22 protein-coding genes are annotated in these 24,632 nt (G+C 45.8%); 2 read left to right on the forward strand and 20 right to left on the reverse strand.

Translation table 11 applies throughout. The features are described 5' to 3' along the window. Nucleotides 1-32 precede the first annotated feature (32 nt). The 8 genes from M2277_RS02200 to M2277_RS02235 form a co-directional block, all read right to left on the reverse strand. Complete coding sequence (locus tag M2277_RS02200) at nt 33-539, reverse strand: DinB family protein (RefSeq protein WP_280754039.1); 507 nt, start codon at nt 537-539, stop codon at nt 33-35. 117 nt (nt 540-656) lie between these two features. Then, nucleotides 657-1,415 (reverse strand): ABC transporter ATP-binding protein, encoded by a 759-nt coding sequence (locus M2277_RS02205; protein WP_006211618.1) that lies wholly within the window; start codon nt 1,413-1,415, stop codon nt 657-659. A 4-nt stretch (nt 1,416-1,419) separates the two neighbouring features. Further along, a complete protein-coding gene (locus M2277_RS02210; protein ID WP_280754040.1) occupies nt 1,420-3,741 on the reverse strand; it encodes an ABC transporter permease in 2,322 nt (773 codons plus the stop codon). Further along, nucleotides 3,726-5,036: an MFS transporter gene (locus M2277_RS02215; RefSeq protein ID WP_481857749.1), complete on the reverse strand. Its 1,311-nt coding sequence runs from the start codon at nt 5,034-5,036 to the stop codon at nt 3,726-3,728. The genes M2277_RS02210 and M2277_RS02215 overlap by 16 nt, the downstream gene beginning before the upstream one ends. Further along, a complete protein-coding gene (locus M2277_RS02220; protein ID WP_280754041.1) occupies nt 5,017-5,664 on the reverse strand; it encodes a TetR/AcrR family transcriptional regulator in 648 nt (215 codons plus the stop codon). Before M2277_RS02220 ends, M2277_RS02215 begins: the two co-directional genes overlap by 20 nt. Before the next feature lie 263 nt (nt 5,665-5,927). Continuing rightward, complete coding sequence (locus tag M2277_RS02225; RefSeq protein WP_036641680.1) at nt 5,928-6,575, reverse strand: FusB/FusC family EF-G-binding protein; 648 nt, start codon at nt 6,573-6,575, stop codon at nt 5,928-5,930. 413 nt (nt 6,576-6,988) lie between these two features. After that, the gene (locus M2277_RS02230; RefSeq protein WP_280754042.1) at nt 6,989-7,762 is read right to left on the reverse strand and encodes an SDR family NAD(P)-dependent oxidoreductase; all 774 of its coding nucleotides are present in this window, start codon (nt 7,760-7,762) and stop codon (nt 6,989-6,991) included. Nucleotides 7,763-7,817: 55 nt separating this feature from the next. Continuing rightward, the gene (locus M2277_RS02235; RefSeq protein ID WP_280754043.1) at nt 7,818-8,555 is read right to left on the reverse strand and encodes an SDR family NAD(P)-dependent oxidoreductase; all 738 of its coding nucleotides are present in this window, start codon (nt 8,553-8,555) and stop codon (nt 7,818-7,820) included. Between the two features lie 203 nt (nt 8,556-8,758). Here M2277_RS02235 and M2277_RS02240 point away from each other — a divergent pair, with 203 nt between their 5' ends. After that, a complete protein-coding gene (locus M2277_RS02240) occupies nt 8,759-9,361 on the forward strand; it encodes a TetR/AcrR family transcriptional regulator (RefSeq protein WP_280754044.1) in 603 nt (200 codons plus the stop codon). Between the two features lie 67 nt (nt 9,362-9,428). Here the strand turns inward: M2277_RS02240 and M2277_RS02245 are convergent, their stop codons facing one another. From M2277_RS02245 to M2277_RS02300, 12 genes are all read right to left on the reverse strand, one after another. Then, nucleotides 9,429-9,890 carry a hypothetical protein gene (locus tag M2277_RS02245; RefSeq protein ID WP_006211625.1) on the reverse strand — a complete coding sequence of 154 codons (462 nt, stop codon included), beginning with the start codon at nt 9,888-9,890 and terminating at the stop codon, nt 9,429-9,431. Between the two features lie 129 nt (nt 9,891-10,019). Beyond that, nucleotides 10,020-10,772 carry a GNAT family N-acetyltransferase gene (locus tag M2277_RS02250; protein WP_280754045.1) on the reverse strand — a complete coding sequence of 251 codons (753 nt, stop codon included), beginning with the start codon at nt 10,770-10,772 and terminating at the stop codon, nt 10,020-10,022. Nucleotides 10,773-11,069: 297 nt separating this feature from the next. Beyond that, nucleotides 11,070-11,588 (reverse strand): DinB family protein, encoded by a 519-nt coding sequence (locus tag M2277_RS02255; RefSeq protein WP_280754046.1) that lies wholly within the window; start codon nt 11,586-11,588, stop codon nt 11,070-11,072. Between the two features lie 281 nt (nt 11,589-11,869). Next, entirely contained in the window at nt 11,870-13,051 is a 1,182-nt protein-coding gene (locus M2277_RS02260) for an alanyl-tRNA editing protein (RefSeq protein ID WP_280754047.1), read from the reverse strand. A gap of 413 nt (nt 13,052-13,464) precedes the next feature. Further along, on the reverse strand, nt 13,465-13,905 hold the full coding sequence (locus M2277_RS02265) for a hypothetical protein (RefSeq protein WP_036641661.1): 441 nt from the start codon (nt 13,903-13,905) through the stop codon (nt 13,465-13,467). A 50-nt stretch (nt 13,906-13,955) separates the two neighbouring features. Next, nucleotides 13,956-14,798, reverse strand: a complete 843-nt coding sequence (gene mle / locus M2277_RS02270; protein WP_036641659.1) for an alpha/beta fold macrolide esterase — start codon at nt 14,796-14,798, stop codon at nt 13,956-13,958. 497 nt (nt 14,799-15,295) lie between these two features. Further along, nucleotides 15,296-16,387: a glycoside hydrolase family 32 protein gene (locus M2277_RS02275; RefSeq protein WP_148246799.1), complete on the reverse strand. Its 1,092-nt coding sequence runs from the start codon at nt 16,385-16,387 to the stop codon at nt 15,296-15,298. A gap of 40 nt (nt 16,388-16,427) precedes the next feature. Then, entirely contained in the window at nt 16,428-17,045 is a 618-nt protein-coding gene (locus M2277_RS02280; RefSeq protein ID WP_280754048.1) for an alpha/beta hydrolase, read from the reverse strand. A 516-nt stretch (nt 17,046-17,561) separates the two neighbouring features. Next, complete coding sequence (locus M2277_RS02285; RefSeq protein WP_063480188.1) at nt 17,562-17,987, reverse strand: NUDIX hydrolase; 426 nt, start codon at nt 17,985-17,987, stop codon at nt 17,562-17,564. Between the two features lie 40 nt (nt 17,988-18,027). Next, nucleotides 18,028-18,774 carry a class I SAM-dependent methyltransferase gene (locus tag M2277_RS02290; protein WP_280754049.1) on the reverse strand — a complete coding sequence of 249 codons (747 nt, stop codon included), beginning with the start codon at nt 18,772-18,774 and terminating at the stop codon, nt 18,028-18,030. 384 nt (nt 18,775-19,158) lie between these two features. Next, complete coding sequence (locus M2277_RS02295) at nt 19,159-19,512, reverse strand: hypothetical protein (RefSeq protein WP_076150926.1); 354 nt, start codon at nt 19,510-19,512, stop codon at nt 19,159-19,161. 294 nt (nt 19,513-19,806) lie between these two features. Beyond that, nucleotides 19,807-22,452: an adenosylcobalamin-dependent ribonucleoside-diphosphate reductase gene (locus M2277_RS02300; RefSeq protein ID WP_253806177.1), complete on the reverse strand. Its 2,646-nt coding sequence runs from the start codon at nt 22,450-22,452 to the stop codon at nt 19,807-19,809. A 422-nt stretch (nt 22,453-22,874) separates the two neighbouring features. Between M2277_RS02300 and M2277_RS02305 the strand changes: the two genes are divergently transcribed. Further along, nucleotides 22,875-24,632 carry a DEAD/DEAH box helicase gene (locus M2277_RS02305; protein WP_006211643.1) on the forward strand — a complete coding sequence of 586 codons (1,758 nt, stop codon included), beginning with the start codon at nt 22,875-22,877 and terminating at the stop codon, nt 24,630-24,632.

Here is a 24,632-nt window from a genome sequence, read left to right on the forward strand (position 1 = left end):
ATGTTCCAACCCTTGTGGGAATTTTCAAAGCATCACTTAAATCCTTCGATAATTTCATTTATTTGTTGAATATGCCTTTGTTCATGCAGGTACAGCGACCTAACCCATTCAATCAATAACATCTCTTTAAAGACGGGATGGACAAAATGTCTTCTGCTTAGGATGGACGGATCTTCTAATAAATTTAGAAGTTCCGTTAACTTTGCTCTTGACTGATGGAACTTCTCCACCATTTCCTTGTGTTCCATAATCTCATCCGTTGGTCTGGCAATGTCGGGAGCCACTAGCTTTTTACTTCTGTCCAGCAGAAATTCCAAAGGTTTATTCTCTAAGATTGAATCATCCGTGCTCTTTAGTCCTCTTTTTATTGCTGCAACATATAATTCTTCTGTTTTACATAAGTGTTGACATATCTGACTGATGCTCCAGCTGTTGGAGTCGTGCCGTCTGTTTAGTTGATCTCCATCCAAGCCCTTGAGGATGCCAAGTAACTCGTTCCTTGTCTCTTTTAATTCTCGATTAATTTCTTGAAGCTCCATGGAAAACACTCCCTTTTCGAGCATTTTCCATGATTATACATCCGTTGAACAAAGGACGCTAGGGCTGCGCCTTGAATGCATTCAAAAGTTCATATTGACCCTATCGATGAGATCGTGTCATATTCCGATTTCACGCATTTTCACTGTAACGTGTTCAATCCTGCCCTCCATATCCGTTCCGTCATACTTGGGAAGTTGGAGCTCACTGACAATGCTGCCGTCGCGCATAAACATAATTCGCTCCGTTCGGGCAGCCACGTTGGCGTCATGAGTGACAAGCATAACCGCCGTACCTTCCGCGTTGATCTCGGAAAACAAGTCCATCATTTCCTGCGCGGACGTTGAGTTGAGCGCGCCCGTAGGCTCATCGCCGAAGATGATTCTCGGATTGTTCATCAGCGCGCGGCATATCCCGGCACGCTGGAGCTGGCCTCCCGATACCTGGGTAATGTCGCGCTTTTCAAGCTCCGCGATACCTACCCTTTTCATTAGCGTTCTTGCTTTTGCCGTTATGTTTGCAACGTTTTTTCGGTTGTCCCGCAGAGACGGGAGAATGATGTTGTCGAGGATATTCAGGTTGTTCAGCATCGTCGGCTGTTGAAACACAAACCCCATCTGGGTTCTGCGTATATCAGCCAGCTCATTCTCCGAAGCCGTCGTTAAATCCCTGCCGTCAAATACTACCTTACCGTCATCAACGACATCCGTTCCGCTCAGCGCAAACAACAGCGTTGATTTTCCCGAGCCGGAAGGTCCCATAACCGCAACGAATTCGCCCTCATTGATATAGGCGGACACTCCGTCCAGAACATGGTGCTTCTCATCACCCTCGCCAAAAGATTTTACGATATGGTCACCGATCAACATCTTTTTCATATGCCTACCCCTTTATGTTTTCAGAAATTTTAATGTGACCCATGCCCGATGTGCCGATTATGGTTGCAATAAGTACCGAGCCGATCATCATCAGCGGGCTAAGCAGATACGCCGAAAGCGGATTGACCGCAAAATGAAACGTCGACGCTCCAAACATGGAGATGACCACCCCCGCCAGCATTTCTCCGAGCGTGTTCGCCAGAAGTATGCCAAGCACCATTCCGAGTATCAGAACGAATACCGAACGCGTGACATACTGCGCCCTAATATCTGAGCTTGTAAAGCCTAACACCTTCATAACGCCGATGGAGTATCTGTCCTTTGCAACAAGCATTTTCATAAACAACAGAGTAACCAGTACCGTTATCATTATCGCGACAAGAATGGCGGCATAGGAGGCCTTATGGACGGCGCTTATCGTCGAGCCGAATGTCTGTGCAATATATTTGTCAATGTCCGAAACCTTTGCATAATTAAATTTGCTCGCATATTCCGAAACCATGCTATTGATGAGAGATGGATCGGAAAGCTCCGCACAGATCACGTACCACATCGTATCCGCCGATTGGTCAGGGAAAACAGCCTTTGCGGTTTTGCCTCCATTGGTGATGTCGGAATAGATGCCGCTAACCGTGAGAATTTTCTCCTTCCCTTCAACAACTACAGTCATGGTTTCTCCGACCCCTATGCCCAGTTCATCGGCGTTCAGAGAAGAAAGCGCAATTTCATCTTCTGCGGCGGGTGCTTTGCCTTGGGAATACGCAATGGGGAATATCGAATGGTCGCCGAGCTCAATTTTTATATTTTCTTCCGTGCCATCCAATGTCTTCACTTTGAACGATTTTGTTGCAAGCACGGCATACTGTGAAATGGCACTGTCGCTTGTCATCTTTTCTAGTACTTCTGCGGCTTTTTCGGATATATTGTCAGTCTGCTGAATGTCCATACGCATATCGTAGTTTCCGATACCCATATATTGAATGAAGCCTTTCGATGAAATCGTGCTGTACAGGTTATGGGGAACAATCATGATAAATGCCGAAATGACCAGCACCGTTAGCATGGTGGCGTAAAGTCTTTTCCTTGCGAGAACGTCCTGGATACCGAGAACAACATTCGTGTTAAGCAGCCTGTTCCTGCTTAATCTCAGATGCTTAGCACCTGCGGCGGTATGCCCCTGTGAATTGCCAAAACGTATGGCTTCCGCGGCTGATATTTTTCGAAAGCGCCTCAGCACTCCATTTATATAAGCCATCATTGCAAGGAATACCAGCAGTATGCCGATGATTCCGTACAACAATGCTGAAGAAGAATGTTCGCTTTCCCCCATGTAAAGCCGGATATTCTCAAGAAGCATGCCTTTGAACACCAATGAAAGTGCGAACCCGAGAATACTGCCCGCAGCCGCAATCACAGCGTATTTGGCAAGGTACATCCTCTTCATGTCGGAGATACGCATCCCCATTGCCTTCATAACGCCAATTTGGCGGTAATCGTCTTCGATTTTGGCAAGCAGCGTAAAGCGTATGCACATCAAAGCGATAGCAACGACCAGCACGCTCACCAGAAGGATTACCCCAATCATCATCCCGTCGGAAATGGCGTTGATTGTTTTGAACAGGGGATATGTAATCACGGGTCCGTTCGCTTCAAGACCTGCGGAGGCATAATCGGTTTCGAATGCGCCAAGCGCCGATAGATCCTTTAATCTGAACTCAATCAGATACTCTGTGGTCCCGAGGTTTTGAATTACCGCGTAATCATGGCTGCTTACAAGAAATCTCTTGGAGGAGGAGAGTGTGGAATTCATCTGCGAATCGCGGAGAAATCCCGCAACGGTAAATTCCTTTCCACTTATTCGTGCCTTGTCACCGACCTTCGTGGTGTTGTCCCTCATATAATGGATGGGAACATATAACTCGCCGTCGGATACATGGATGACGTTTCCGTCAAGATCTAGAAGATAATCGAACTTGTCGCTCTGCATGCTGAACCCGTTATCCTGAACATTATGGGTAAGCGAGTTGTCGCCTAATATGATGCGTGCGCCGTCCATGTTGACAAATTCAAGCACCTGAAATTCATCAACATTCCCATGCTGCTCCGCAAAAGCTGTAAGTCGATCCGTATTGATCTCACCCGAATGCATCTGCATAAAATGCGGCGTTTCCGCCCGTTTCATAAGTGTATCTATCGCACCGGAAAGATTGACAACGAGTATCACGGCCAGCGAAACGAGCATCGCTGCTGCTGCAACAAATATCATGGTTGTCAACGTGATTAATTTGCTTTTGGATATATCATTGCGAATTATTCTGGAATACATAAGCCACCTCTGTCTTCTAGCATTCTGACCGATCGCAGCTTATACAGAACGGCCGAAGTTACGCATAACAGCACCCCGGCGATGATGATGAGAAATCCCATTCCTCTGCCAAGGCCGATGCCGATGACTTTCCCCACACTCCCAGCAAGCGCTCCGCCTTCAACCAATAATGGAGTGAACACATAATCTGCCATAACACCCGATAGCGTATAAGCGGCAACAAATCCAAGCTGGGACAGGATTCCGATAAACGCCCACGCTCTGCCTTGAACCGCATTATCCATGTTGGTGCGAACCAAAAAATCCAGACTCATGTTGGCAAACGGAAGCATGGCAAAAAACAGGAATCCCGAAATACATATCCAGACGATATTTTCACGAGCTCCAAAAGCTGCCATACACGCGCCTACGCAAAACAGCGAAATCGAAAGGATTTTCACATAATCTTTTTTTATCGGAAGAAATCCTAACATCATACTGGACACGAGCATTCCTGAAGCCACAATAGTTTCAATCGTTCCGATCATCGAGCTGTTCGTAAAGGTAAGCAGCATCGGTATCGTGAGCGTCTCCATCACCCCAAGGTAAAATGTCAGCACCGATGTCATGATCACCAGAACAAACACACCCTTGTTTCTGGAAACCGCATTCCACCCGTCTATAAATTCGCGAATAAACGATGTAACCTGATGACCGGTCTTGGAAGCAATGCCGCTGCGGACAGCGAGCGTAGTACCCACGGTAACAAAAAAAGTGCAAATGTCGATAACAAGCAGCAGCTTTATGTCTGCAATCGTGAGCAAAAAACCCGCAAGGATCGGAGAAATCAGAAATTTGGCTGAGCCCGCCAGCTGGACAAGACCGCTTGCCTGTGTGTACTGCTCCTCGGTAAGCAAATCCGTAACCGTAGCTTTATATGCAGGATCAAGCAGTGATGAAAACACGGAGCTCATGGCAACCCCGACGCATATCTGCCATAGCTGCGCTTCTCCGCGAAGCAAACAAACGAGGATGAATACAAGCCCTATCGCGGAAAGGCTATCCCCTAATATCATTAAAAGCCTGCGGTCATACCGGTCCGCGAGCACTCCGGCAAAAGCGCTCAAAAAGAGCGACGGCATAAACGCAAGCAAGGTTATCAGCGCCATAGCCGATGCCTTTCCCGTCTGCTGAAAAACATAGATCCCAAGCCCGAACGAAGTCAGACCGTTTCCTATTGTTGAAACCAGCTGTCCCGACCATAAGAGGAGAAATTTCTTGAAAGACTTCCCTGGTTTAATCACGGCTGCTTTCATCTCCCTCTCCAAACATCCCCATAACGTCCATAAGGCTTCCGCTTTCTGCTCCGAGCAGCCTCTCCACGTTGCAAACAAAGGCCACAATTCGCGAGCTGCGCTCCTTCTCTGTCATAACGACCAGATCATCATCAAAAACGGTACTCGCATAAATCACAACCATCTCCATGCATTCGTACGGGAAGGGTGTGCTGAACAGGCCCTGCTGGATGCCTTCGCGGATGATCTCTGTCAGGATCGGGGGGACGCCGTTGATGATAACCTTTTGTATTTTTTGATGCATCAGTGCGTTCTGGGGTTTATGAATATGCTCCATAATTTGCTCGCTGCTTCTCCCGCTTAGGTTCAGTGCCATTACAACACGGATGATGCGCTCGACGATTGGTATGCTCTTGTCTGCGGCAACTTCCTGTGCCCCATCTATCAATCGGACCGCATACCGATCGATCAATGCATCCATAATATCCTCCTTCGACTTGAAGTGATGATACAAGGTTCCGCGGGCAATGCCGACCTTTTCAAGAATATCGTTGGTACTTGTTCCGTCAAAACCCTTCTGTCCAAAAAGCTCATCCACCGCGTCAAGGATTTCGTTCTTGCGATCCTCCGCTTTTTTTACGACCCTCATGGCTACACCTCCTTTTGCATAGACCGACTGCCTGTCGGTAATATGATAACATGCTGCTTTGAGTTGTCAAGATATTGTTACATGAAGTGAACTGATGGTGAACTCATTTATATGAGGAATTTTTATGACTTCCTCCCTCGCAGCATGCCAAAGCATGTTGTTATGCGTAGTTATAGTCTGCCACGCTCAGCTACCGAAATCATCCTTTGTTTATAAAATAAAACAGGCTGCCTTTCAGGGCAGCCGTATTTGGGGTTATAGCGTTATTTACGTACGGAGAGAATGAACTTCTCCAGTGATCCTGTATCCGTAATCACCTGATTACATCCATGGTTATCCATACATACGTAATGACCAATCGCAGCGTAATTATCCGGTGATGCGTTCGCAGGCTTGGTCTTGACCGAGAAGAAAGCAAGCTCCTGATGACGATTGCAGAACAGGCAGTACCCTTTCTTGTTTGTCGGCGTGATTCTTCCCTCAATACCGATAAACCGTCCTTCGAACGGATACACAATGAATAGTCTATTCGTGGCAATATCAACCCAGCTTAGATACGTCACATATCGAAAATCAATGGATTGAAGATCAGGCACTTTCAATTTTTTATTTTTAGGGAATAGCTTCTCAATCTGCTTCACCGTAATCGGCGGAAATGGATCCAGATACGGTTCTAATGTCTCAAGATATCTCTGGAAATCATATGCCGTCTCGAGAGCCGAAATTTGTTCCAGCATCTGCTGCTGATCCCCTTCAAGGTAAGGGAACGCCTCTATCACGTTTACGGCAGAACGATATCTTACGGTCTCTATAACCTTCCGATCCGCCACGGTTCGCAATGTTTTCAGAAGGAATTCCGCTTGTTTTTTAATGATGTTGAATTGATAGTTTCTAATAAATGCTGTACTCATAGGTCTTCAGCCCCTTATTTTTTATGAAAAATCCATAAGGTGCAAAGCCCGTTATTAGAAACGATAAAGTTCGTTTGGGCGACCGAATTCATCCTATCGCACCTCACACAAAGTATCGCCCCAGATTAGGCTTTGCGTGAGGACTCCCTAGCTAATGAGCAATTCAATTTTGCCATCTATATAACCCCCAATCATATTTTATTCAAAAAAGTATAGCAAAAAATCCCACAAGCCGCAATTCATCTGGCTGGATGGAATAACATAATTTCACACTTATAATCAGCTTAGAGCTGTACCTGACTATTCAGGTGAATGCCAACCTCACAGCCCCCCCTGAGCCACACGCAGGCTAAACAAAAAAGCCTCAGTCAGGTATACAACACCTGACCAAGACCTTCTGAATCCAGTCTGTTTTACTGATTGATTTGACCGCCATCCACCGTATAGATGGATTGCGTTACATAGGAGGCATCGTCGGATAACAAGAAGACAGCTACGCTCGCTACCTCTTCCGCTTCTCCGTATCTTCCCAGCGGTACAGCGGCACCGAATGCTTCTTTTGCTCCTTCCGCATCCTCAGGAACCGTATTTTTCTCGATTTGGCGCATCATGCGGGTATTGATCACTCCAGGCGCAACCGCATTTACTCTCACACCGAACGGAGCAGCTTCTAAGGCAACCACTTTCGTCATGCCCATTACGGCATGCTTGGAGCTATTATAACCGACAAATCCGGGCGAACCGATCAGACCTGCACCGGATGAGGTGTTCACGATACTGCCGTACCCTTGTTTTTTCATGACGGGAACGATGTATTTCAGCCCAAGGAAGGCACCCTTAACATTGACATTAAAGACCATTTCAAACGTCTCAGTCGGATAATCCTCTACATTGGCAGTGATGCCTTCGATCCCCGCATTATTGAAAAAACCGTCGATTTTGCCGAACTTTTCAATCGTGGCATCCACATAAGCTTTAACTTCTTCCTCTTTGGCCACATTGGCTTGCAGCGCAATCGCTCTGGAAGCGTCAATACCCAGATCGGAGATGACTCGTTGAACGGCTTCCAGGTTCAAGTCAACAAGCGCAAGGCTGGCACCCTGCTCCGCCAGCTTCTTCGCTGCTGCCGCACCGATCCCACCTGCTGCACCTGTAATGACAATCACTTTTCCATCAAATTTACTCATTTGTATAGACCTCCCGGATTGATTTATACTTCTCTAGGTGTCTTGGTCCCTATTCTTATTTGGCTGTATATCCACCGTCAACCGTCAGGGTATTTCCCGTCATGAAAGAAGAGTCATCCGAAGCCATAAAGAGAACGGCCTTCGCCATTTCCTCGGCTTGTCCCAGACGCTTCATCGGAGTGACCGCAGCCAAGGCTTGTTTGCTCTCCTCCGGAATGATCGGTGTATCGATGAACCCGGGGCATAGCGCGTTGATTCGGATATTATGCTCGGCATACTCCAGCGCCAGGGACCGTGTCAAATTGATGACACCGCCTTTAGCGGCATTATAAGCCGCGGAACCTGGAGAGCCGACCCAACCGTACATCGATGCCGTATTAACGATTGTGCCTCCTCCTGCTTTTAACATTTCGCGGATTGCTTCGCGTGCAACCAAGAATACGCCGTCCAAGTCCACGTTTACGGTGTTGCGCCACTCGGAGTACGCCAGATCATGCGAAGAATGAACGCGCCCGATGCCTGCATTGTTAAATACAACATCCACTTTGCCGAAGGCTTCAATACCTTGTTTGAAGATGTTCGCTACTTCTTCTTCACTCGTAATATTCGCTTTCACGAACAGCGCCTCATAATACAGCGCTTTCAATTCAGCTTCAAACGCCTTGCCTTTTTCCTCATTCAGATCAACCAGCACCACTTTGGCACCTTCTTCAGCGAAGAGGCGTGCAGTCGCTGCACCGATGCCGGATGCACCACCAGTAATTACAGCAACCTTGTTTTGTAATTTGCCCATCTTGGATACCCCCGTAAAATTTATTAAAATAGTACTAACTCACTTCAAATGGAATCAATTTAAGATTTTAAATTTAGTACTATTTTGTCTACAATTTAATTGTACTATTCTGTTCACATTTAACAATCAGTAAGATGTTATGAAGTGTCTATCTAGTCAACACTTACAACAAAACTGTCTTTTTTTAGGGGGGCACGCATCTCGTGAATCATGAACAAACCGGAACATCGGAGCGAAAAAATCGTACAAAGGAACATCTAAAATCGGCCTTTATCAAACTTGTAAAAGAAAAGGGATATCATGCCGTAACGGTGAAGGACATCGTGGATAAGGCCGCATATAATCGCAGCACCTTTTATGTGCATTACCAGGATAAAATCGAATTGGCCGAGGATTTACGGGCTTCCATGCTCCGGGGTCTGGAAGAATCGGTGGGCAAACTTTATATACCTGGACACAAAGTATATACGGCAAATCTGGGTACACCCTCCTTCAATATCGTTGCCTACATTTACGAGAATCGTGATTTTTTTGAACTGATTACCTACGAGGATACCTTACCGGGTCTGCACACCGAATTCCCTCAAACGATTCTAAAAATCTACAAGGAACGATTCATATTCGAAACGATTAACAACATCCCGGTTAACATGGATTATTTTAAACAGTATACGGCCTACGGCTTCCACGGGCTGATTCTGAGCTGGATCCGAAACGGTTTCAGGGAATCCCGGGAGGATTTTATTAAAGAGGTCATTGATTTAACCAAGACGCATATTTACTCGGTGGAGTATGTAAGGGAGTAGGTCCCGGGGGCGGACAACATCCCGGCAGGGAATATCCCTCCGGGTTGTTGGTTGATGGAACGAGCCTCTATTGCACTCGAATGTATGTACCTTTATTCTCGATCCATCCAGAAAGACGGTCAAAAACCCTTCGTGTATCCCCATTCATCTGATATTGTTTATGATGACTAATAATGATTCCGGATTCATTGATATCGAAGGAATAGTTACTTATTTCTCCATCCCTGTTCCGATAAAAGATAATCATCATAATTACCCTGTCCGTACTTCCTTTATAATGGTTCAATTCTCGGCTATACGTTACAGCATCTAGGATGTCGATCAACTCATTCGTATTGTCTTGCTCATGAAATGCTATAGAATAATGATTGGATTCACCCTCTGAAATCGATACAAAATCCATCTTCTCAATCTTGTTTGTATGTCTCATAACCTCTTGAATCTTAATGGGATAAACATAATACCAAACTAGTCCAATTCCAATTAATAATACAGCTACACTAAACACAAGAAGGCGTACCTTTTTCATTAAACGCAACCTCCGCATAGACCGAAGCCTCATTGATTCAATGGGGCTAACTAATGCATACCCGAACCAAGTATTCTTTTTATCTTCAGATTGACAGCTAACTTCATTTACTATGTATCGAATTCTTCGTTATCTGTTTGCCCCAGTTTCATAATCCTTGAAGTCAACTCGCCAATCCGTCACGAATGCCGGATAATATCCTACCCGGTAAGCCACTCGTTGTGAGGCAATATGGCTTGAGATGACATCATATGTTGGTACGCAGCCCCGATTTAATATCTCAAAAGTTAAGCTGCTTACAAGATAAGACGCCAATCCCAAGTGGCGGTATTCTGGAAGCACCTCGATTCCAATCTGCCACATCGTGGCACATGCATTACACGCCCCTGCCAAACCAACGACCTTCCCATTCTGCTTGGCGACTACAACCAACACCGTCTGTATAGGCAGATTCGTGTCAGATATAATAGCATTTTCCAGTCCCTTAATCCCCATGAAATTCGCAATCTCATTCTTCTCGGCCACTTCATATGAAAAACCGGCTGGTGGCGACACCGGCTTGATTCTCTCCAAGTCAGGGAGAAAGTGTAAGTAGAGACCTCTAATGAACGGTAAGGAAAAAATAGCGTCTCTATCTTTTCCGTGCATATGCGCCTTGGCAATCTCCAGTCGTTCCGGCGTAGCCGATACCACAATGGACTTACCCATGGACAAAATTTCAAAATAACGCTCTTTCCTCGGATACGGCCTGCGTCCGGGATTATCATTGGCGTCTACAAAAATAACGCTGTCTTTCTCTCTGTTCAGGTCGTCAACGGTACAGTTCAAGTCGATGGCTAGCTGTGTTTGCACGATATGTAGCATTTCTTTTTGTGTCATCATGGGGATATGTTCTCTCCTCGTGGTTATTTATCATAACTTTTAAAGACACTCACACCCGAAACAACGCATAGCAAAAACAGTAAAAATAGTCTTAACCAATCCATTAACAGCCAGAAGTCGCCGCCATTCACGATACTAGGACTCGAACCATGTTCATCCGAAAAAATAGCCATATTCCAAAATAACTTTAAGGAAATCACGAATGATATCAGACTCAATGAAAATACAAAGATTGAAAGTATTCTTTTCATTATAACAATGCTCCTTAACTGTCCATTAGTGTATGAAAAATCGATTTCACTTTTCACTGTACCACTTTCTAAGCTGGTTGATATGGGCTTGATGATAGCGGTTATGATCTGCGATATGCCATAATCCCCAGCGGATGGTTGCTTGCTTTTCATTTTCATGACCAAATGTGACGATGTTATCCAGATCAGCATCCGTTAATTGCGTGCATGTTTCCTTCAACCTATTTAGTACATCTTCGTAATTAGACATAAGTGTCTCCAGAGGTATTCCTTTGACCATTGGAAGCCTGTTATTATCATCGATCATGGGACCATATTTGTCCTTTAATGACTGTGGAAGCGGCTGTCCTTCTAATCTATAAATCCAATTCAGATCAACGTACAGGATATGCTGGATTAACTGAGCGGTGCTATTATAATGGCTGCTTGGGCCCTTGTAATCTACTTCTTCCTGCGACATGCCTTCCGATATGGACTTTAGTCGTTGACTATTCTCTTTTACCGCGCCATATAACATCCCCACAATCGTTGACATATTCTCTTCGCCCTGTAAATCGTGAAGCATCCTAACACATCCTTCCTTTAAAAATACTTGGCATCCCTATCCTCTTCTTTAGACACTTCCATAATATCCCTGTTCTTGCAGTTCGTAAATACCCGTGTATATAACGATTAACCGGAATATCTCCGTATCATATATCGAAAAAAAGACCCGCAGCAGGTCATCTCCATGACATCGCTGCAGGTCATCCGCGATAACTCTGCACTATATTAATTAATAAACCGTGAACACAGCCAACCCTGGTTTCGAGCATGCCCTCAGATGAAGCTTTCAACCAAAGCCGCTTACTCCTCTTCAAGCGCCATTAATGACTCCGACGTAAAATGATAGAACGACATGGCATCCTCCGCAGTGGCAAAACCGGCCTGTGCCATCTTATCGCTGCCTCCGCCTTTACCGCCATAATCGGCCAGATGCAACTTGAAAAAAGCTCCGCAAGCAGGTCCCCTCTCTCCTTGGGCGAGAACTACCTTTTGGTCTGTTTTGGACACGAAGAGTGCGATAACGTCAGCTTGTTCGGTGAGCTTGGCCGTCAGGTTCTGCATATCCTTCAGCGGCTTGTCCGCAAAAACGTGCTGGATCAGCCTGCCCTGACGATCAGCCAATAGCTTTTCAGCCAAATAAACATCATTCTCAGCCTTCACTGCACTCAATTCAGCCTGGAGCTGATTCTGTTCCAGATCCCACTTCGCTATCCGGTCCGGAATCTCTTCCTTGGCGGTATTGAACCTGGCCGACAAGCTGCCGAGAATCTCCATTCCAATATTAAATTCCTTTAACGCTCGATATCCACACTTAAAATAAATACGCACGTGCCCCTTCTGCTTTTCCGATCTAAGCAGCTTGATCATTCCGATCTCACCCGTTGCGGAGACATGTGTGCCGCCGCAAGCGTTATATTCGATACCTTCGATTTCAACGATCCGGATATCATCGGTTACCTTCGGCTGCTTCACCAGTGGCAGAACAGCAGCCTGCTCCCGGCTCACAAAATAATTCGATACCTTTCGATTCAGGTAAATCTGATCATTGATCTCCAGCTCCAGCATCATCAGCTCAGCCTGAGACAGACCCGATCGCGCGACATCAATAGTCGCGTAATCCTGACCCAGATGGAAGCTGAGCGTCTCGGCTTGGAATGCCTCCAGGCACATGGCTGACAGCAGATGCTGGCCGCTGTGATGCTGCATATGGTCGAACCTTCGGTCCCAGTCCAAATGGCAGCCAACCTCTTCCTTTTCCGGAAAAAACTCGACTTTATGCAGAATCGCTCCCTCTTCTAGAACGACATCAAGAACCGGAATTTTATCGATCCACCCCAGGTCGCAGGGCTGTCCCCCACCATGAGGGTAAAAGGCCGTCTCCTCCAATACCAGATAGATGCCGTCCTCCCGTTCCAACTTCTGCGTGATTCTTGTTTCCCACTCCCTAATATAAGCGGACTCGTAATACAGCTTCTTCGTCATCTTCATTTCCTCACAGTTCCAAGTTTAAAAATCACTATGTATAAGCTTACTATAAAACGGTCCCCAAGCGCCAAGCCTCCTGCTACAAAATGTGCAGTGAAAAGACGACCTCAACACCCATATAAGGGAATTGGTGGACAGATGCTGCATGACACAAGATTCTAAGCAACCATAGACAAACATATATCCTGACCGAGGCTTACCTACTCATTAATTTTCCAGATAAATTCGATGCTTCTACTCTGTCTTTTGCAGGTGCCGTTATCAAAAGTCCGTCAGACGAAGACCTCTTCTGTGAAAAAACCCACCTCTGGCCTCGACCTTGGGTGGGTTTCTTACTTCCTCTTGTTGACTATTGTTATGTTTTATATGCGTATAAGACTTGTTATAAAATACTAAATCATTTTAATTTTTCATGACATTTTAATTCCTTTTATTCCTCTAATTTTCTCAATTTCATTTTCATCTTCAGTCATAATAACACCTATTTGTTCATGTGCTACAGTAGCCAACCATTCTTTCCCGTTCTTAAAAAAGCATATGTCTTCAAGCAATTCTGGCTGGAGCCATTGATATAAGCGTTCAGTTTTCCTTATCAGCACTTCTTTCAATTCTTGATTGCAATTAAAATAATAAACATCCGCATAGTGTCCAAGTAAAGTTGTCCCTGGCCATGCATCCTGCCTTCTTATTTCTTTTATGTGCGGCTTTATCTCTTCAATCCATTGTTTAGCGTTTTTGTTTAAATCAAGTTGGTCCCTTTTAACTAACAGAAACTCGTCACATGTGCTAAACGCTACCTCTAACAGGTCTTTGTATGTTGTCCCTTTTGGCTCTTCAAGTAATTCTTTCATAATATAGGCTCCCTTCCGCTCAATGGTTGCTATCGTACCCGTCAGTTGAACTATTCAGAAATTGAAGTGTGCTTTGAGATCGAATCGATGACTAAACCCCAGTCATCATAATGAAGCTCATGTCCTGTCCCCACCAATGTTAGTAAAACCGCACCCGGAATCTCGTTAGCAAGATTTTCACCATGTTCATAAGGAATTATGGGATCTTCCGTACCGTGTATAACCAGAGTGGGTACATTTATTGCACTCGTCCTAGCCAAGTACGATTCGCCACCTGCTATTAAGCCATGATTACTCATGCTCGCGATATTATTACTTCTTGCAAATTCTCGTTTAGCCAAAATGCCAACTTTATTCTCATCGAAAAGATGCTTTGAACCTGCTAGAATTCTCGATCTCTCCACAGCAAATTCCGTTACCGAATGTTCGTTGGACCAATCGATAACCCCCATTTTCGAGAAAAAGTCCATTATCTTTTCCTCCATCGGGGGAAGATGTGGAGCAAAATTGGACGTGGATAGGAGGGTAATCGTTAGAACTCTCTCCGGATGACGCAGAGCTATCATTTGAGTCAACATGCCGCCCATCGACATGCCTAAGATATGCGCTTTCTCCATTTTATAAGCATCCAACACACGAATAGCATCATCTGCCATGTCTTCGAAAGTATAATCGGGTTGACCAGGTTCGTAAGTTGTTGTGCGTCCAACATCGCGGTTATCATAACGAATGATAAAACGCCCTGTATCAGCTAGACGCTGGCAGAATTCTTCTTCCCACCAAATCATGGAGGATTGGGCACCCATAATCAGCAAAATGGCCGGGTTAACGGGATCTCCAAAACTGTCTGTACATATATTAATTCCATCTGCATTTATGAATCGTTCGTTCATGTGAATTCCTACCTCCAATATGTTATACGAAATAAAAAAACACAGGCTATATCGGCCTATGCATACTGTAATCGAAAAAGAATTTGAAAATGAACAAATAAGATAATCACCCTATGATAGACTCGCAGTCCAGTCACCAGATAGATCCTTAAAGGGTTCATTACATTTTCTTCAAGTCCAGTCAACGCGATAGGAGAGTAAAATCCCCCGTCTCTAATCGCATATAACTAAATTAGGTTACCGTGAAGGCAAACCATTCTTCGATTACTTTGCACACAAAATAGCCTTAAACCACTATCCAATTCATTGTGCGAAGAATATCGAGAATTAGTTTGCCACACGTAACCCCTCCGTTCGTACCAGATACAGCAATGCTAACATACGATAAATTTCCATGTCAATACTTGGGGATTTTGTTCAAGCTAACATAAAAGGTAAGCCCTCAGTTTATATAGATTGTTAGATAAAGTGCTTATCACACATTTTCCTCGGCTTATTTATTTTGCATACCAGTAGGTAAACACGGCCTCTCCTTTGTTAACAAACACCTCAATGGTTTTTGTGTCACGCAGCACCTTGATAGAGTTTATTGCACCGCCGTATTCTACAGGGAAGGTAATATTGTTTGCTTTGATCCAAACTTTATCGTTCTCGACAACAACCAGTTCATCAGAATTGTTTAGCAACTCTTGTGCTTCGGCTACAGGGTAGGCGAGCAATTTACCGTCCTTCATGCTTAGCTCGCATGGAATCGTCAATGCCCCAGCATAATCGGCTCCCCCGTTTAGTTTCTCATCCTTGTTGAATAACCAGCCGATAATGATCCTGCGGCCTTTAGGATCCAGAAAAGTCTGTGGTGCATAATAGTGCGGCCCAATATGAGGCGTATGCAATGAAAAATCAGTCAACTGCTTTCCGTCAAAATTACCATAAGCAAACATCGTCGCACGGGTGTCACGGTTTATTTGTGAGAACATCAGCAGATTCTTTCCTTCAAAAGGGAAGAAGTCAGGGCATTCCAAGACGCCTCCATATTCAGAGCCCTCAAACAGGACTCCTACGTAGTCCCAATCCAGCAGATTTTGTGATTGATAAAGAAGTATTTTACCAATGCCCTCCTTGCCTGACGCGATTACCATATAGTAAACTCCGTCCATGAAGGTGACCTTGGGATCACGGAAATCAGCACTCGCTTCTGGAGGAAACTCCCTGATAACAGGATTACCACTGTACTTCTCAAAGTGTATTCCGTCATGGCTAATTGCAACCGATTGTGTCTGACCGTGCACATCTGATACCGAGGTATAGATGAGATAAAGGATGTCGTCCTTGACGACAGCACAGCCAGAAAAGCACCCACCCTGCTCACTGTCTTCGTATTCCTGGTCAGGGTAGAGAGCTATCGATAATTCTTCCCAATGAACAAGGTCATCGCTAACAGCGTGCCCCCAGTGCATCTGACCCCAACGGGGAGCAAATGGATAATGCTGAAAGAAAGCGTGGTATCGCCCTTTAAAGAAGACTAGACCATTGGGGTCGTTGATCCAACCGGTTTTCGGCTCGAAATGATATTTAAGACGTTCTGGCAATTTATATCAGCTCCTTATTGATATTGCCTTACTAATGGGATTACTTATTTAGAAAATTCACATATATCTTTACAAGTTTACTTAGAATCTCAATACTTTCCTCAACACTAGGGGCCTCTAAAGAATGACTTGCATTCGGAATTTCAATTACCTCTCTGGCTTTGTCTATGTTAATTTGGTTGGCAAGCACATGATTGAACACTTCATCCTTTGTTCCATAAACCACAAGGCCATTAAACTTGTTAACATAGTGAATGGTGTCTTTAATTGGTGTCAAGAACAGATGTTTTACTGGGATTTCAAGTTGTTCATGCACTTCTCCAGCAACTATTGTTCCAATGCTCTTACTGATAAAAACAACTTGATTATACTTGCTAATGATTCGTTGAACCGATTCATAGCTATCTTCTATTACTCTTTGCAGCTCATTCATATCCAAATCCGTTCTCGCTGCTTGATACCCATATTCAAGTACCAATAAATCGAAACCACTTTGGATTGAGGAAGTTCCAGCAAAATGCAGACATGGCTTATCACAAGGATAGTTTTTTCCGGGAAACAGAACAACGAGTTTATTGTTTTCCTCATATAGCTGATAATACTTTTGTTTCATGTCCGTTTTCCAGAACGAGGGTATCGTTAAAATCTCAAATTTCATTGCCTTCCATCCTTTCCGCTTCAGGTGATTTGGATTTCGATACACTATTTGATTACGCTGAATGGTTTATCAGAATTTGCTTTTTTGCCTTCGACTATTACTTTGATTATGTAATAAGCAATATTTAATGTTATTCCAAAAAGGATTAGTAGCATTGGGTGACAAAAATGACTGAACACCTCGGAATCTGTATGTATCCTAAAAGATAAATTATTAAATTCAACATCATTAATAACAAAACCCTCGTATTGTATAAGTTTAAAATCGCTCGTAATATTACGAACAAAGTTGTAAGTCATATTCAAAAGATTAAGAAATATTATAAAATTTAGAGTGATCATATATGTGCTTAAGGCACTGATTTTAATTTTCATAACTAACTCCTTTATGTTACACAGCTGTTCGTTGATTTCCATAGGTTTAGAAAAGCCCCCTGATTTAGACTGCGCAAGGGGCTGCTGAACTTGTAACAAGTCAGTCGGGACTCTATATTTAGTGACACTTCCTGTGATCCTTTCAAATATTCATCTTGTCGTTAAACTCGATGCAAAAAGGCTGTACCTCTGCTCTTAGACAATACTCAATTCTCTTCTTGAAATCTTTCCATGTAATCATCGCTAACGCTTCTTCAATCGGAAAAAATCCCGTTTCCAAGCTTTCAGATGATGGTGTCAATTCTCCGCCTATTGGTTTTGCGAGAAATAGGGTATTGCAAATTGAATTTCCAACGTTCTGAAATATCCCACAAAATCTGATGATCTCAATATCAATTCCTGACTCTTCTTTGGTTTCTCGGATTGCGGCTTTACTCAATGATTCTCCCTCTTCAACTTGACCCCCAGGCATCTCCCAACCTCTTCTTGGTCCCTTAATAAGTAATATCTCATTGTTATCATTTATTACAATTGCTGCTGCAGAAACAATATGTTTCGGAGGGCTCATCTGTATTCTCCTTTCCCCTATTCACACGACGGGCGAAGTTTTAAAGTTTTCTCGCTTTAATAACGAAGGTTACAGGAAACATCTTGGCTCTTTTGACAAAATCGTTATTTTCATCGTGTAGTTGTGTGATTTCATTCTCGGTTTCTTCAACCATTTGTTCAATAACAAACCCTGATTTTGCCAACGCATTTATATAGGTTGATAGTTTGCGATCTGATAAGGTTAGCACGCCTTGACAAAAATCAGGAGATACCGAATACCAAGATTCATCGAAATAACTTTTGTTAAACGAAAATGTATTGTTTTCTTCAACAACACATTTGTGTATCGGATGAGACCAACTGAAAATAAATATGCCGTCTTTTTTTAAATAAGAAGCGATCCGGCGAAAAGTACCTTCAAGGTCGGTTGTCCATCCTATGGCGTAAATCGAATAAACGTAGTCAAAATAATCCTCAGGGATGCTACATTCTTCTTCCATCGGAGAACAGATCCATTTTGCTGAAAGCCCGCACGCCGTCAAGTGTTGTTTTGCCTTTTCAATTTGTTTTTCTGATATGTCGATCCCCCATAGTTCAGATGCATGACGCTCCCCTTGATATTGCAAGGATTGTCCATTTCCACAGCCTATTTCTAACATCTTTTTCCCTGAGACATCGCCAAAAAGTTGGCATTTTTCTTCCGTGATGAATGCTCCATAAAAAGGAAGCACAATTGCTCTTAAGTGGTCATTTCCTTTGGTATTCCAATAAGAGCTGTTTGTTTCATAAACACTATGGATGTTCATGCTGATGACCTCCTCTTATACAAATTTGGTTACCTGAACTACCCTTTTTCCTGATTATACCATCAAAGCACACTACGGTGCTTTTGCCTGCTCCCGAGTAACCGCTTACTGCAATAACCATAGTTTTCATTTTCCCGATTCACGGCGCCGAGAGTCTTAAGGTCGCGTTGCGACCAGGTCAGACAGGACTTAGCCACGCAGGTATGTCCGGCTGATTCCACTTCCTTAAAAAACCTCTGGTGGACCGGGGGGCGACGAATGCCACCCGAAGGGTGAACCTTTGTTGGGCTCGCTCAAACTCCGTTTAGGAACCGATCCTTTTTCAATTTAAAAAATAAAACGGCCAATCGATGGGGCTTGGCCGTTTGGATCTCTATGCATTTATTAATAGACTTGGTTTAAACTAACAGGTCCTAGACTACCATAAGACCCTTGAAACTGTCCTTTGAGTACATATGTTCCGGGACTAAGATAACCTACTGAATACTCGACAGGACTTGGTGAGGTTGGCCCGATATTCACGGTTGTCGTGAATACTGTACTAAGTTGACCGGCTGGTCCTTTGGAATATAGCGTTAGCTCAACGGTTTCATTCGTAGAGCTCCATAGGCCAACACTTAATTTATGTTGAGCTGGTTGGTAAACTGTCAAATCATGCGATGTTGCAGTATACGCAGCAAATGCGCTAGTAGAGAAAGAGAAACATGCTATTAACAAGATCAATACTACTTTCTTCATTCATTTACCTCCCTTCTTTCCTTCTTGATTTAGAACGTCAGTAGAGAAATTATGTAATGGTCATATCATAAGTAATATTTTAACTATTATATCAAAATAAAGATTTTATGCATATATATTAAATTTTCCGAATAATAAATGTTGGGTGTTAATGGTACGGTTAATCTATTGCAAAAAACACCAATTCCATCTGCATGGCAGAGGAACTGGTGCTTCCAGCTTTTAAATATTCGATTCGGGTGCAGATTCTATTCTACCGTAGTCTTCAAAATGATTTTAAGTCTTGGCAATCCCTCAAGAACACTTACTGTACCCGCAGTTACCGCACGTCTTGCATCCCTCAATGTTAATCAAGGATGCACCGCCGCAGGATGGGCACAGATCGAGCGACATGGAGCCGCCGCCTGCCTGCGAGCCGTGGCCGCCATACCCTGCGGCTGCCGTTGCACCAGCCTCGCCTGCATCGACAGGCGCCATCGTGGCTGCAACCGGTGCCGGATCATGGTCATGATCCGCCTCCGCGTTGTTCGCCACGTGCGTTTCCAGCGCCTTCGCTACGGCGTCGGCAATGGATTCCACGCGGTTCGCACCGAAGCCGATCGCGCCGGTGCCGCCAATGCCCTTGAGGTGCTTGATCAGCAGCTCCACCTTATTGCCGTGGTCCCCGTACCGGAGGAACAGGGAGCAGACCCGGCCCAAGGCTTCCGCCATCGCGAATACATCCGAGCCGGCCTTGCCGACATTCAGGAAGATTTCGCTGGGAATGCCGTCCAGATCATTGATCGTAATGTACGCCATGCCAAACGGCGTATTCATCTTATAGGTAGCTCCGCGCAGGACTTGCGGGCGCTTCTTGTATTGTTTATCCAGCCCGCTCTTGCTTGTGGATGCTGTCACTGCTACGCTTGCACCCGCTTGCTCCACGCTCGCCGCATCCTCTGCCGCTTGCCCTGCCGCGCTTTGCTCCAAGGCCGTTTCCGCCGAAGGGGCGGTCACTGCTTCGGCTGCTTTATCTTCTTTTTTCTCCGTCTGCAGCACCTGCACATCGCGGCTGCCGTCACGGTAGATCGTTACGCCTTTGCATCCCAGATCGAATGCCAGCTCATACAGGCGCTTCGTATCTTCAACCGTGAAGTCAGCCGGACAGTTGGCCGTCTTCGAGATGGAGCTGTCCACCCAGCGCTGAATCGCCGCCTGCACGCGGATATGGTCCTCGGCGGAGAGTGTCATCGCCGTGACGTAATAATCCGGCAGCTCCTCGCCCGGATGACTGTCCAGCCAGTCCTGGGCAATCGGCACGAACTGCTCGTCGAAGCCAAGACGGCTTTGACGGAAGTATTTGAAGGCAAAGTACGGCTCGATGCCCGTCGACGTTCCAACCATCGTACCCGTGCTGCCCGTCGGCGCTTGGGTAATCACGGTCACGTTGCGCGCGCCCTTTTCACGCACCGCATCCGCCACTTCTGGATACACTTCCGCCATATTTTTCATGAAGCCGCTTTGCAGGTACAGCTCGGCATCAAATGCTTGGAACGAACCCTTCTCTTCGGCAATATCGGCGGAAGCCAGATACGCCTCGCGTGCGATGAAGCCGTACAGCTTATCCAGAAATTCCAGTGATTCCGGGCTGCCGTAACGGATGTTCAGCTTGATCATCAGCTCGGCCAGACCCATCGTTCCAAGGCCCACGCGGCGCTCTTTTTTCTGGTTCAATTCATTCTCTTCAAAATGGTACGGCGTCCGGTCAATGACATTATCCAGGAAGCGCACGGAGTAACGCGTCGTGGTAGCCAGCTCTTCCCAAGCGACGTCATGATTCGCCTCATCATAGAACTTCGACAGGTTCATCGCCGACAGGTTGCATACGCCCCAGCCAGGAAGTCCCTGCTCACCGCAAGGATTCGTGCAGATAATCGGGTTGAAATACCAGCTGTTGGACATCTGGTTGTAGTATTCCATGAAGACAACACCCGGCTCCGCGGATTTCCATGCAGATTCGATAATCGTATGCCATACCTCGCGTGCTCTTACCGTTTTATATGGAATAACGCTATGTCCGGCATTCTTCCATTTCTCCAGGTCACCGTCCCACAACTCATCATAATCGGGATCGGTGGTATCCGGGAACACGAGCTCCCAGTCCAGATCCTCCTTCACGGCTTTCATGAAATCATTGCTGACGCATACTGACAGGTTTGCATTTGTAACTTGTCCCATCGTCTGCTTCACCGTAATGAAATCCTCCACGTCCGGGTGCCAATCGTTAATCATTAGCATGAGCGCGCCCCGGCGGCTTCCGCCCTGCTCGATCAGGCCTGTCGTATAACTGAACAATCCGCCCCACGATACCGCACCGCTGGAGGAACCGTTCACACCTCTCACAATCGCCCGCCGAGGACGCAGGGAGGACAAATTGATGCCGACACCGCCGCCGCGCGCCATAATCTCGGTCATTTCGGACAGAGTTTCCATAATCCCGCCCCGACTGTCCTTCGGCGAAGGAATCACGTAACAGTTGAACAGCGTCAATTCATCGCTTGCACCCGCACCAGCCGCAATCCGACCGCCCGGCACCAGCTTCCAATCATCCAGAATCTCGCGGAATTTCCCGCGCCACTCCTCCTGCAGTTCCGGCGTTGCTTCCACCGATGACATAGCAGCTGCGAGTCGATCCCACATTTCTTCCGGCGTTTTCTCGATGGTTAACGTCAGCTTCTCCACATCCGATTCCACAAGCTCGCCCTTCCGTGTCTTCACCGTGACCTTGCGGCCTTCGCGCTTCACGATTTCGCCAACTTCCTTAGTCGGAAATTTAGGATCATCCTTCGTCAGAACAAGCACCACATCGCCGACCTTCGCGTTGTTGGTGTCCGCATCCTTCCAGGCATACCGGTCCAAAAAGATCTTCTCGCTTAAACCTTCCAGCCGCTGATTCTGCATCGTAGTCAAGAGCAACTACCTCCTAATATAAGTTATAAAATCAAAAAGATTCCCAAGTGTATGCGCTCACCAACAACATAACCTGTTATGTAGCCGGTCAAACATCCGAAACCACTATATACACTATATATAGTGCTATTTATTCATTATACTACACTATATATAGGTTAACTATGCCGATAATGTGAAAATTAAGCCGACTGTTCCAAGCTCCCGCTCGCAAGCTTCTGCTTTCTTCCTCTCGCTCTCTTTTTCACTCTTCCCTATGAAAAAAAGGATGAAAATATCCAATTCCAGCAGCCGCGCACCCTCAGGGGATTTCGCTTCTCCCAAATCCAAGCAAGGTTATGAAGACTTCTTTTTTCGTCCATACTACATATACACCGCTGGCCCGGAATATTTCACAACAGGAGGAGATCGACATGAACCATCAGCCATCTGCCGATTCAGGCATGATCATCGACCCGCGCATTCCCGTTCCCTTGCAGATCGACCGTTCCTGGTTTGACGATCTCGCCGGACGCCTGGACAAAGGCGGACCTTGGGGTGACTATCGACTGGCCCAGCTTGCCGTAGAAGGCGAGAAATCCCGCCTCGTTACAAGCTTCGAAGAGCTGCAATGCCTCAAGCATCTTGGCACCTTATCCCCGCTTCCCCACCAGACGGATACGGCAAGACGCGTTTTGTTCGAGATGTCGGGCAGAGCGATTCTGGCCGATGAGGTGGGACTTGGGAAGACAATTGAAGCCGGTCTTATTTTAAAAGAATACCTCGTGCGCGGACTCGTATCCAAAGTTCTGATACTGGTTCCCGCTTCCCTTGTGCTGCAATGGGTCCGTGAGCTGAACTCCAAGTTCGGCATACCTGCGGTCGCACAGAAAAAAGCCTACTCCTGGGGCAACGATATCGTTGTCGCCTCCATGGATACGGCCAAACGCGATCCTCATCAGGAAATTCTGCTAAACGAAGAATACGATATGCTCATCATCGATGAAGCGCATAAACTCAAGAACAAGAAAACGTCCAATTATCAATTCATTCAAAAGCTGCGCAAAAAATACTGCCTGCTGCTGACGGCCACGCCCGTGCAGAATGACTTGAGTGAGCTCTTCAATCTCATCACGCTGCTGAAACCGGGCCAGCTTGGCGGCCAAGGACAGTTTGCCGCGAATTTCGTTGTCGATAAACGGAGACCCAAGAATCAGGACCAGCTCAAGGACGAGCTGTCCAAGGTCATGATCCGCAACCGCCGCGGCGAAGGCGAAGTGAAATTCACGAAGCGGTCCGTCCGCAATGTAGGGCTCAGCCTTTCGCCAGAAGAACAGTCATTATACGACGGGGTCACATCCTTCGTCAAAGATCAGTATCAGGCAGCCGGGGGAAATTTAAGCAGTATGCTGTCCCTCGTTACGCTGCAGCGGGAGGTGTGCAGCAGCCGGGATGCGGTGTTCGTTACGCTTGTTAATTTGTCCAAGAAGCTCCCGGAGGACTCCCCCCTCCGCGATAAAATCTGGGAGCTGGTTTATCTGATCAAGGCCATAAAAGCGAACACCAAGGCCGAGAAAACCATTGAGCTCATTCAACAAATGAATGAGAAGGTTATTGTATTCACGGAATACCGGGCAACGCAGGAATATCTGCTTAATTATTTTCGTGATCACGGTCTCGTTTCCGTACCTTACCGCGGTGGGATGAACCGAGGCAAGAAGGACTGGATGATGGATCTCTTTCGCGGTAAAGCACAGGTTATGATTGCTACGGAAGCGGGCGGAGAAGGTATTAATCTGCAATTCTGCCACCATATGGTCAACTTTGACCTGCCGTGGAATCCCATGCGGGTGGAGCAGCGGATCGGACGCGTGCACCGTCTCGGTCAAACCAACGATGTGCAAATCTTCAATTTATCCACCTCCGGAACGATTGAAGAACATATCCTGAACCTGCTGCATGAGAAGATTAATATGTTCGAGATGGTCATCGGCGGACTGGATGTCATTCTGGAGCGGTTTGAGAAGAAGGAATCCATTGAGAAGAGCCTGTACAAAATCATGCTGGAATCCGGCAACGACGATGAAATCCGGCAGCGCATCAGTACACTGGGCGAAACGATACACCATATCAAACAGGATATCGAGCTCGAAAGCAGCGAAGAAGAAACCCTTAGAGAGGAAGAGGCCTAA

The organism is Paenibacillus sp. LBL (genome assembly GCF_029893715.1).
Classification (GTDB): Bacteria; Bacillota; Bacilli; order Paenibacillales; family Paenibacillaceae; genus Paenibacillus_AQ; species Paenibacillus_AQ glucanolyticus.

What these genes read in the sequence shown, in the direction of transcription:
- M2277_RS02200 (WP_280754039.1), bottom strand. Translation starts at nt 539, where the DNA reads ATGGAGCTTCAAGAAATTAATCGAGAATTAAAAGAGACAAGGAACGAG.
- M2277_RS02205 (WP_006211618.1), bottom strand. Translation starts at nt 1,415, where the DNA reads ATGAAAAAGATGTTGATCGGTGACCATATCGTAAAATCTTTTGGCGAG.
- M2277_RS02210 (WP_280754040.1), bottom strand. Translation starts at nt 3,741, where the DNA reads ATGTATTCCAGAATAATTCGCAATGATATATCCAAAAGCAAATTAATC.
- M2277_RS02215 (WP_481857749.1), bottom strand. Translation starts at nt 5,036, where the DNA reads ATGAAAGCAGCCGTGATTAAACCAGGGAAGTCTTTCAAGAAATTTCTC.
- M2277_RS02220 (WP_280754041.1), bottom strand. Translation starts at nt 5,664, where the DNA reads ATGAGGGTCGTAAAAAAAGCGGAGGATCGCAAGAACGAAATCCTTGAC.
- M2277_RS02225 (WP_036641680.1), bottom strand. Translation starts at nt 6,575, where the DNA reads ATGAGTACAGCATTTATTAGAAACTATCAATTCAACATCATTAAAAAA.
- M2277_RS02230 (WP_280754042.1), bottom strand. Translation starts at nt 7,762, where the DNA reads ATGAGTAAATTTGATGGAAAAGTGATTGTCATTACAGGTGCAGCAGGT.
- M2277_RS02235 (WP_280754043.1), bottom strand. Translation starts at nt 8,555, where the DNA reads ATGGGCAAATTACAAAACAAGGTTGCTGTAATTACTGGTGGTGCATCC.
- M2277_RS02245 (WP_006211625.1), bottom strand. Translation starts at nt 9,890, where the DNA reads ATGAAAAAGGTACGCCTTCTTGTGTTTAGTGTAGCTGTATTATTAATT.
- M2277_RS02250 (WP_280754045.1), bottom strand. Translation starts at nt 10,772, where the DNA reads ATGATGACACAAAAAGAAATGCTACATATCGTGCAAACACAGCTAGCC.
- M2277_RS02255 (WP_280754046.1), bottom strand. Translation starts at nt 11,588, where the DNA reads ATGCTTCACGATTTACAGGGCGAAGAGAATATGTCAACGATTGTGGGG.
- M2277_RS02260 (WP_280754047.1), bottom strand. Translation starts at nt 13,051, where the DNA reads ATGACGAAGAAGCTGTATTACGAGTCCGCTTATATTAGGGAGTGGGAA.
- M2277_RS02265 (WP_036641661.1), bottom strand. Translation starts at nt 13,905, where the DNA reads ATGAAAGAATTACTTGAAGAGCCAAAAGGGACAACATACAAAGACCTG.
- mle (WP_036641659.1), bottom strand. Translation starts at nt 14,798, where the DNA reads ATGAACGAACGATTCATAAATGCAGATGGAATTAATATATGTACAGAC.
- M2277_RS02280 (WP_280754048.1), bottom strand. Translation starts at nt 17,045, where the DNA reads ATGAAATTTGAGATTTTAACGATACCCTCGTTCTGGAAAACGGACATG.
- M2277_RS02285 (WP_063480188.1), bottom strand. Translation starts at nt 17,987, where the DNA reads ATGAGCCCTCCGAAACATATTGTTTCTGCAGCAGCAATTGTAATAAAT.
- M2277_RS02290 (WP_280754049.1), bottom strand. Translation starts at nt 18,774, where the DNA reads ATGAACATCCATAGTGTTTATGAAACAAACAGCTCTTATTGGAATACC.
- M2277_RS02295 (WP_076150926.1), bottom strand. Translation starts at nt 19,512, where the DNA reads ATGAAGAAAGTAGTATTGATCTTGTTAATAGCATGTTTCTCTTTCTCT.
- M2277_RS02300 (WP_253806177.1), bottom strand. Translation starts at nt 22,452, where the DNA reads ATGCAGAATCAGCGGCTGGAAGGTTTAAGCGAGAAGATCTTTTTGGAC.
- M2277_RS02305 (WP_006211643.1), top strand. Translation starts at nt 22,875, where the DNA reads ATGAACCATCAGCCATCTGCCGATTCAGGCATGATCATCGACCCGCGC.